8 protein-coding genes are annotated in these 7710 nt (G+C 68.1%); 4 read left to right on the top strand and 4 right to left on the bottom strand.

From position 1 onward, the window contains the following. Positions 1 to 941 (top strand): pyridoxal phosphate-dependent aminotransferase (locus tag DD1DGNOD_RS04975; protein WP_131769560.1); only part of this gene is annotated, 941 nt, incomplete at its 5' end. Between the two features lie 34 nt (positions 942 to 975). On the opposite strand, the gene DD1DGNOD_RS04980 is transcribed toward DD1DGNOD_RS04975, so the two are convergent. Beyond that, positions 976 to 1311 carry a hypothetical protein gene (locus tag DD1DGNOD_RS04980; RefSeq protein WP_131769561.1) on the bottom strand — a complete coding sequence of 112 codons (336 nt, stop codon included), beginning with the start codon at positions 1309 to 1311 and terminating at the stop codon, positions 976 to 978. Positions 1312 to 1584: 273 nt separating this feature from the next. Between DD1DGNOD_RS04980 and DD1DGNOD_RS04985 the strand changes: the two genes are divergently transcribed. Beyond that, positions 1585 to 1872: a hypothetical protein gene (locus DD1DGNOD_RS04985; RefSeq protein ID WP_131765469.1), complete on the top strand. Its 288-nt coding sequence runs from the start codon at positions 1585 to 1587 to the stop codon at positions 1870 to 1872. Positions 1873 to 2057: 185 nt separating this feature from the next. On the opposite strand, the gene DD1DGNOD_RS04990 is transcribed toward DD1DGNOD_RS04985, so the two are convergent. Then, complete coding sequence (locus DD1DGNOD_RS04990; protein ID WP_241255472.1) at positions 2058 to 3134, bottom strand: oxygenase MpaB family protein; 1077 nt, start codon at positions 3132 to 3134, stop codon at positions 2058 to 2060. Between the two features lie 214 nt (positions 3135 to 3348). Here DD1DGNOD_RS04990 and DD1DGNOD_RS04995 point away from each other — a divergent pair, with 214 nt between their 5' ends. Next, the gene (locus DD1DGNOD_RS04995) at positions 3349 to 3750 is read left to right on the top strand and encodes an antibiotic biosynthesis monooxygenase family protein (RefSeq protein ID WP_131769562.1); all 402 of its coding nucleotides are present in this window, start codon (positions 3349 to 3351) and stop codon (positions 3748 to 3750) included. Positions 3751 to 3942: 192 nt separating this feature from the next. Here DD1DGNOD_RS04995 and DD1DGNOD_RS05000 read toward each other — a convergent pair whose 3' ends face one another. Beyond that, complete coding sequence (locus DD1DGNOD_RS05000) at positions 3943 to 5109, bottom strand: hemolysin family protein (RefSeq protein ID WP_131765470.1); 1167 nt, start codon at positions 5107 to 5109, stop codon at positions 3943 to 3945. Continuing rightward, the gene (locus DD1DGNOD_RS05005; RefSeq protein ID WP_131765471.1) at positions 5106 to 6812 is read right to left on the bottom strand and encodes a hemolysin family protein; all 1707 of its coding nucleotides are present in this window, start codon (positions 6810 to 6812) and stop codon (positions 5106 to 5108) included. The genes DD1DGNOD_RS05000 and DD1DGNOD_RS05005 overlap by 4 nt, the downstream gene beginning before the upstream one ends. Positions 6813 to 7205: 393 nt before the next feature. On the opposite strand from DD1DGNOD_RS05005, the gene DD1DGNOD_RS05010 reads away from it, so the two are divergent. Further along, the coding region (locus DD1DGNOD_RS05010) for a ParA family protein (protein ID WP_131769564.1) at positions 7206 to 7710 on the top strand (505 nt) is incomplete at its 3' end.

Here is a 7710-nt window from a genome sequence, read left to right on the forward strand (position 1 = left end):
AGGTCGCCCGTACCTACCCGGGCTGGACGGTGGATCCGGAGATCGAGATCTGTGTGACCTGCGGCTCCACCGAGGCGATGATGGCGACGATGCTCGCGTTGGTCGATCCCGGCGAGGAGGTGCTGCTCTTCGAGCCCTTCTACGAGAACTACGGCCCGGACGCGATCCTGTCCGGCGCGCGGCCCAGGTTCGTCCCGCTGCACGAACCCGACTGGAGCATTGACGAGGCGCAGCTGCGCGCCGCCTTTTCCGACCGGGTCCGTGCCGTCGTCGTCAACACACCGCACAATCCGACCGGCAAGGTGTTCACCCGTGCTGAGCTGGAGTTGATTGCCGAGCTCTGCCAGCGACACGACGCGCTCGTCATCACCGACGAAATCTACGAACACATCCAGTATCTCGGCCCGGGCGGCCATATCCCACCCGCTACCGTCCCGGGGCTCGCCGACCGCACGATCACCGTCAACGCCCTGTCGAAGACTTACGCGGTGACGGGTTGGCGGGTCGGCTGGACCATAGCCCCACCGGCCTACACCTCCGCCATCCGCAAGGTCCATGATTTCCTGACCGTCGGCGCGGCCGCACCGTTGCAGGCGGGAGGGGTCGCAGCCATGGCACTGCCGCCGAGCTACTACGACGGCATCGCCGCCGAGTACCGCGAGCGCCGTGACCTGTTGTGCGGTGCGCTCGCCGCGGCCGGTTTCCGGTTCCGGCCGCCGGACGGGGCGTACTACGTCATGTGCGATACGCGAGCACTCGATCCCGACGGTGACGACGTGGCTTTCGCTCGTCGGCTGCTGGAGACGGCCGGGGTGGCGGCGGTCCCCGGATCGTCGTTCTTCGCCAACCCCGCGGACGGACGTCACATCGTGCGTTTCGCCTTCCCGAAACGGCTCGACACCCTGCGGGCGGCGGCGCAGCGACTGTCCACCCTCGCCTGACGGTTTCCCGCAGGCCTGCGGACCTCCACGCGGATCAGCGCACTGTTATCAGGGAGGGAACAGGCAGCGGATAACCACCCGCGGCGGCCCGCGCGCGCCCCTGACGCACCTCGGCTCCGAGCCACCGCAGGTAGGCATCGACGTCGCTGCGGTGGTGCGGCCGGAGCCTGCGATTACGAAGATCATCTGCCAGTGATCGCAGCGGTCTCGGGGTGCTGGCCGCGGTCAGCATCGCCGATCGCAGTGGCAGCAGATAGCGACCACGCAGGTACTCTCCCAGCCAGCGGGCCTGCGCCTCGGCAAGCCGGACGGCGTCGGTGCTGCCGGCCGCGTCGCCGGTGCCGGTGCCGGTGCCGGTCGATCCCGACACCGGCAGGTCGCGGCCCGCCACAGTGCCGGTCAGGCAGTCACGCGTCCTTTTTCGATCAAGAAAGTGAGCGTGGAAACGGCTGCTGTCACGACCGTCTACTCCCTCACTTTCATGATTCGACGGTTTTCGATCACGGATTCTTGGGCGGCTTCGGAACGGATCTGTGCTACTTGACCGACGCTCCAGGCAGCCGCATCCGTACACCCCTTCCGCGTCCGGGTCGAAGACCCCGCCGAACAACGGCGGTGGGACGGCAGGCGACCTGGTCAGGCGGTGAGGAGCGACCTTCTCTGCGATGCTCCCGGTGATCCCTCCGGTGAGTACCACGACGTCCCACCGCGTTGCCGGCTGGTCACCGGCACGGATGTCGAACGGCCGACGACCATCGTCGACCGGGTGAACCTCATAGTTACCGTCGACATAGTTACCGGCGACATCGCGCGTTACGAACAGGTGCGCGTCCAGCCCGGAGTCGACAAGTACGCGAAGAGCCGTCTCGGCAGCCGGCCCCGCGCCGAACACCGCTACCCGGGGAAGTTGAGCCACGATCGGCAAGATTAAGCCACATGGCTTTCCGTAATGCATCCCTGCTGCGTCGCATGCCGTCGGGAGGGCTCCCGGCGCCGCTTGGCCCTACGGGTCGGGCCTACAGGTCGGGCCGTCAGGGCAGGCCGGCCGGGTAGGTCAGGCTTTGGGCCACCGTGTGTCACCGGCCGGCGCCACGGGTTTGGATCATGGTCCTGGTGTCACCGGCCCGGTGACGCCGGCCCAGCCACCGCTGCCAGGTGGATAGGGAGGCGGCAGGCCCGGTCCGGCGGTTGCTCTTTCTCCGTCCGCTGGCGTGGCGGTGTCATCGTCAGGCGCCGTGGACCGCCCTGAGGAATCATCCGGTCGCCGGGGCCGGTCCTGGCGAGGCGCGCCATGGCATCCCGCAGTTCGGGAGCCTGCCGGAGCCGGCGCGGCAGCACGAGCAGGGCGGTGCGTGTCGCCCTTGCGCCCAGACACGCGGCGGTGGCCAGTGCAGGTGCGTCGGACAGTCCGTAGAGCCGGCGTACCCAGCCGGGCAGCATCCCGACCGCGATCGCGCTCAGTGCGGACCACGCCGGGCGTGCGGGCGTGGTCCGCGACACCCACCAGGGCATGGGCGGCCGCAGGATGAATGCGATCATCTCTCGAGACTGCGACGTCACCCGCAGATGTGGCCGCATCCGGGCGAAGTAGCGAGCAACCGCGGCCCGACTTGCCGGGACGTCCCGGGCCGGGATACCGATCAGCTCGGCAGCGCGTACCTGCTCGGCGAAGTAGGTGTCGGCCTGCCTGCCGGTGAGGCGCAGCCCGCACCGGCAGGCCGTCGTGAGGAAGGACTCGACCTCGCTCACGTGCACCCACAGCAGCAGTTCGGGATCGGCGGCCTGATAGGGACGGCCGGTGACGGGTTCGATGCCATGGATGCGCGCGTGCGCGTGGCGTACCCGTTCGGCTGCGCGGCGCGCCTGGTCCGTCGTCCCATAGGTGATCGTCCCGACGTAGGCGGCAGTCCGCCGTAGGCGTCCCCACGGGTCGACCCGGTAGGTCGAGTGCTGGGCGACGCCGGCCATGGCCAGCGGGTGTACGGCCTGCAGGAGCAGTGCCCGGATCCCGGCAACGACCATGCTCGGATCGCCGTGCACCCGCCAGGTCATGCTGGACGGTCCGAACAGCCCGGCATCGGTGTCGTCGGTGTCTGCATCGGTATCGGTATCCGTGCCGGGCGCCTGGTGGCAGGACATCGATCGTGTCGCGGCATCAGTGACCTCATCGACTCGATGCCGCTGATCAGTCACCTGAACATCCTCGTTTCTTACTCTCAGAAATCAAATAGCAACTGATAGTCCCACATTAGTCATGATGGATGCATGCAAGGGTGCGTTGCGTGTCAGGGTTGTGGTCGGATGGTGATGAAATACCGGTAATGTGCACATGCACCGATCCGAGTGGGCCGATCCGAGTGGGCCGATGCGGTGTCGCGCGGCCGGCGTCACGAACTAACGTGACCTCATGAGTGTTGTGAAGATCAATGCACTGACCGTTCCGGCCGAGCTGCGGGCCACGCTGGAACAGCGGTTCGCCAGCCGTGCCGGAATAGTGGAGGCTGCGGACGGTTTCGAGTGGTTCGAGCTGCTGCGACCGGTGGAGGGCACCGATACCTACCTCGTCTACACGCGCTGGCGTAGCGAGGAGGACTTCCAGAAATGGCAGGCGTCCACTGCCTTCCAGAGCGGTCACGCACAGGCGGCGGATGCCGCGGGCGGACAGGCGCCGGCTCACCCGACTGGTCATCCCGGACCCGGTGGTCATGGCGGGCCCGGCGGGCATGGAGGACCTGGTGGGCCGGCTGCGACCGGAGCTTCGCTGTGGTCGTTCGAGGTGGTCCAGTCGGCTGCGCCCAAAACTTCCTGACAGCATAGGTGGTTTCAGTCGTGATGATGACGGTTTCCACCTACAACTACGGAAACCGTAGGTGGAAAGCGTCACCATAGAGACGATTTCCACCTACGCCTCTTCGTGACCTTTTCACGACAAGGTGATCGGCGCCTCCGGGGCAGAGTGATCGGTGCTCCCGGGGCGGTCCCGGGACGGGGTGGAGCGGAGTCACCGGATCCGGTGACTGGCGTCCTCGACCTCGCCCACGAACTCCTCGACCACGTCCTCGAGGGCGACGACTCCGCGGGTCGTGCCGTTCGACCCGGGTACCCGGCCGAGATGGCAGCCGGTCCGTTGCATCAGTCGCAGGACTTCGTCCAGAGGCAGGTCGGCGCGGACCTCGACCATCGGCCGGAGCCGGCGCGGGGGCAGCGGTTCGTCCCGGGCATCGCCGTGGATGCCGATGACGTCTTTGGCGTGCACGAAGCCGACGATCACCGTGCCCGGTCCGGCCGAGGTACCGCCGTCGACCGGACCGGGGCGCGACTGCCTGCTCGGCCGGACGCCGCCCGGGACGGCAACGCCGGCATTACCGGCATCGCTGCTCGGGCCGGCATGGCCGGTGCCGTCGGCGGCCCGCACCGGGAAGCGGGAGAAGCCGGTCCTGGTGACCAGCTTCTCCAACTCGGACGCGGTCACCGACCACGGGACGGTCACGATCTCGGCGATCGGCATCATGACGGTGCCGGCGGTCCGCTCGGACAGTTCCAGCGCGCCGGTCAGCAGCTCGTGCTCGGTGTCCTCCAGCAACCCCTGCTGCCGCGATTCCGCGATCATCGCCGCGAGCTGGTCCGGGGTGTAGGCGGTGCTGAGTTCGTCCACCGGATGGACGCGGACGAGCTTGACGCACCAGTTGGCGAAGGCGTTGAGAAAGACGATCAGTGGGCGGGCAAGGCCGGCGAACCGGAGCAGCGGTGGGGCGAGCCAGAGGGCCGCTTTCTCGGGGCCGGCCAGCGCGATGTTCTTCGGCACCATCTCGCCGAGCACGATGTGCAGGCAGACGACGATCAGGAGCGCGACCGCGAACCCGATCGGGTGATAGAAGCTGTCGGGGACGCCGAGCCGGTCCAGACCCCCCTCGATCAGGTGGGCGATCGCGGGTTCGGCCACCGCGCCGAGCCCGAGCGAGCAGATCGTGATGCCGAGCTGGGATGCGGCGAGCATCAGCGACAGGTTTTCGATCGCGGTGAGGACGACGTGGGCTCGCTGGTCGCCGTCGGCTGCGTACGGTTCCATCTGGTCGCGACGGACTGAGATGACGGCGAACTCGGCACCGACGAAGAACGCGTTGCCGGCCAGCAGGAAGATCGCGCCGATGAGATACAGCAGGGTCATCGTCGTATCCGTCCGTCCGCGTCGTCCGCGTCCGCTGTGTTGTCACCGCCGGTCCGGCCCGAGCGGTTGGCCTGCCCCGACGGGTCGGTCCGGCCGGAGCGATGTGCCTGCTCGGATCGGTATGCCCCGCCCGATCGGCCGGCCTTGTCCGGCTTGTCGGCCGGGCTGCCGGCGCGCCGGGGCTGGTCCGCGTGGGTCGGCTGGCCGGTCAACCGGATGCGGTTGATGCGATGCTGGTCCATCTCCTCGACGGTGAGCAGATGACCGTCGACGTCGACCTGGTCACCCGGTTCAGGAATGCGCCCGAGCCGGTGCAGGACGACGCCGGCGACGGTCTCGTACGGGCCCTCCGGTAGCCGGACACCTGTCAGGTCGGCGACCTCGTCCGGGCGGAGCAGGCCGGACAGCGACCAGCTCCCGTCAGTCCCGGCGGTGGCGTCGGGTCTTTCCGGAGGGTCGTATTCGTCCAGGACGCGGCCGACGAGTTCCTCGACGAGGTCCTCCAGGGTGACCACACCGGCGGTGCCGCCGTATTCGTCGATGACGACGGCGATCTGAAGACTGTGTCCCCGCAGGGTGGCGAGCAGATCGTCGCAGCTCAGCGATGCCGGCACCACCACCGGAGCGACCATTAGCCGGCTGACCGGTGTTGTAGCGCGGTCGGCCGGAGGCACGCCGAAGGCGTCCTTGACGTGGACGACCCCGACGACGTCATCGACATCCCCGGGGACGACTGCGATGCCCCCCGGGCTGGGGAGATCGGCTGACGGTACGGACGCGTCCGGGCCGGCGGTGCCGTGACCGCCGGTACTGTGACCGCTGGTGCTGTGACTGTCGGCGCTGCGACCGCCGGTGTTGCGGCTGGTGCTGCCGTGGCTGCCGGTGGCGGCGTGAGCGACGTCTGCACTGGTACCGGGCTCGCCGTTGCCGGCAGACCGCAGAACCGGGAAGCGGGAGTGGCCTGATTCCTCGGTGACCCGTAGCAGCTCGGTGACGCTGTCATCGGCGTGGAGCGCGACCACCTGTACCCGTGGCGTCATGACGTCCTGCGCCGTGCGCTCGCGTAGCCGCAGGGACCTGCCCAGCAGACTCGCCGTGTTGCCGGGCAGTGTGCCGTGTTCGGCTGACGAGCGCACCAGCCAACCGAGTTCGGACGGCGATCTGGCCGATCGCAGCTCCGTCTGCGGCTCGATCCCCATCGCGCGCAGCAACCGGTTGGCGGATCCGTTGAGAAGCGTGATGATCGGGCGGCAGATGTTGGAGAAGAGCATCTGCGGCCCGGCAACCCGCTGGGCCACGGCCACCGGCGCCGCGACCGCGACGTTCTTCGGGAAGAGCTCACCGAAGACCATCTGGGTGACTGTCGCGATCAGGAGGGCGACGGCCACCGCGACGGCACGGCCGGCTCCGGCCGGCAGACCGGTCGCTCTGATCGCCGGCAGCAACAGGGACGCAATCGCCGGTTCGGCGACATAACCGAGTACCAGCGACGTCAGAGTGATTCCCAGCTGCGCGCCGGAAAGCTGGAACGACAGCGATCGGACGGCACGCAGAACCCGAGCCGCGCTATGGGAACCGTCCCGCGCCGCCTGCTCGAGCTGGCTGCGGTCGATCGCCACAAAAGCGAATTCGGCGGCCACGAACAGGCCGTTGCCGGCGATGAGGGCGGCAATCAGAACCAGGCCGAGGATGTCGCCGATCATTGCTGTTGCGGGGGCCGACGAAGATCGCCATGGTGATCGGGCGATTGGGGTGCTGGCGCGGACACGGACGCCGCTGTCGATGCCGGCCGGAGGTCCTGCCCGGGCGGTACTGGCGCGCCGCGTGCCATCTCCTCATCCTCACAGACGTCTGCCGTGCCGCCCAGGGGTCTTTCCTGGACCGAGGGCATTCGCCGCTCACAGTCAGGAATGCGTGCACCGTCGGGGATGTTTGCCGTGCCCTGCCAGGGATGTTCGCCGGGGCGCTTCGCGCGGGAGAAATCTATGCCCTTTCATGATTCGTCCGATATAGAGGGTGGTGTATCCGGAGCGCCTGTGATGTTGTCGCGGCGTGGGGTGTTGTGGTTTCGCGCTGACGCTTGGAGACTGATCTGTATGGCTCGCGTCTTCGCCGTCGCAAACCAGAAGGGTGGCGTCGCCAAGACGACGTCCGTGGCGAGCCTCGGTGCCGCGCTGAGCGAGTTGGGATGCCGGGTCCTGCTCGTCGACCTTGATCCGCAGGCATGCCTGACGTTCTCCCTGGGCCTGGATCCGGACGCCATCGAACTGTCCGTCCACGACGTGCTGCTGGGTCGGCTCAGTCCCGGCCTTGTGCTGCGGGGGACCGAGGACGGTCCGGATCTGCTGCCGGCGACCATCGAGCTGGCGGGGTGCGAGGCCGTGCTCCTGTCGCGTACTGGCCGTGAGCATGCGCTGCGGCTTGCGCTCGCCGAGATCGGTGACAGCTACGACTTCGTCCTGATCGACTGTCCGCCCTCGCTCGGGATCCTGACGATCAACGGGCTGACGGCGGCGGACGAGGTGATCATCCCATTGCAGTGTGAGACGCTGTCGCATCGCGGTGTCGGGCAGCTGCTCGACACCGTCCATGACGTGCAAC

It is taken from the genome of Candidatus Protofrankia californiensis, assembly GCF_900634765.1.
GTDB lineage: Bacteria > Actinomycetota > Actinomycetes > Frankiales > Frankiaceae > Protofrankia > Protofrankia californiensis.

Excerpts from the sequence above, each read along its gene's own strand:
- DD1DGNOD_RS04995 (WP_131769562.1), top strand. The coding sequence starts at position 3,349 with ATGAGTGTTGTGAAGATCAATGCACTGACCGTTCCGGCCGAGCTGCGG.
- DD1DGNOD_RS05000 (WP_131765470.1), bottom strand. The coding sequence starts at position 5,109 with ATGACCCTGCTGTATCTCATCGGCGCGATCTTCCTGCTGGCCGGCAAC.
- DD1DGNOD_RS05005 (WP_131765471.1), bottom strand. The coding sequence starts at position 6,812 with ATGATCGGCGACATCCTCGGCCTGGTTCTGATTGCCGCCCTCATCGCC.